Source organism: Tabrizicola thermarum, from assembly GCF_003574395.1.
GTDB lineage: Bacteria > Pseudomonadota > Alphaproteobacteria > Rhodobacterales > Rhodobacteraceae > Tabrizicola > Tabrizicola thermarum.
The window spans coordinates 1-380 of record NZ_QMJY01000035.1; the positions used below are offsets into that span (position 1 = coordinate 1).

The window sequence follows — 380 nt, forward strand, 5'->3', positions numbered from 1 at the left end:
ACAAGTTCGGCCCGCCCGAGATCATGAATACCGATCAGGGCAGCCAGTTCACGTCCTTCGCCTGGACCGACCGGCTCAAGCGGGTCGGGACCCGGATCTCGATGGACGGCAAAGGGCGCTGCCTCGACAACATCTTCATCAAGCGTCTCTGGCGGTCCCTGAAGTATGAATGCGTCTATCTGCACGCCTGGGAGACCGGGTCGCAGGCCAAGGCTGGCATCGGGCGCTGGATCACCTTCTACAACCACCATCGCCCACACACTGCCCATGGCGGTCAACCGCCCGCCGTGGTCTACTTCAACCACACCGAAACCGATCAGCAGGTGCAGGCAGTAGCTTAACTCACCCGGAAATCTGTTCAAACATCGGGGAGTAGCTCA

The 380-nt window shown here is 60.3% G+C and carries 1 protein-coding gene; it reads left to right on the top strand.

Annotated elements, in window-relative coordinates:
* On the top strand, positions 1-341 hold a 341-nt coding region (locus D5084_RS09035), incomplete at its 5' end, for an integrase core domain-containing protein (protein ID WP_155523118.1).
* Positions 342-380: the final 39 nt, after the last annotated feature.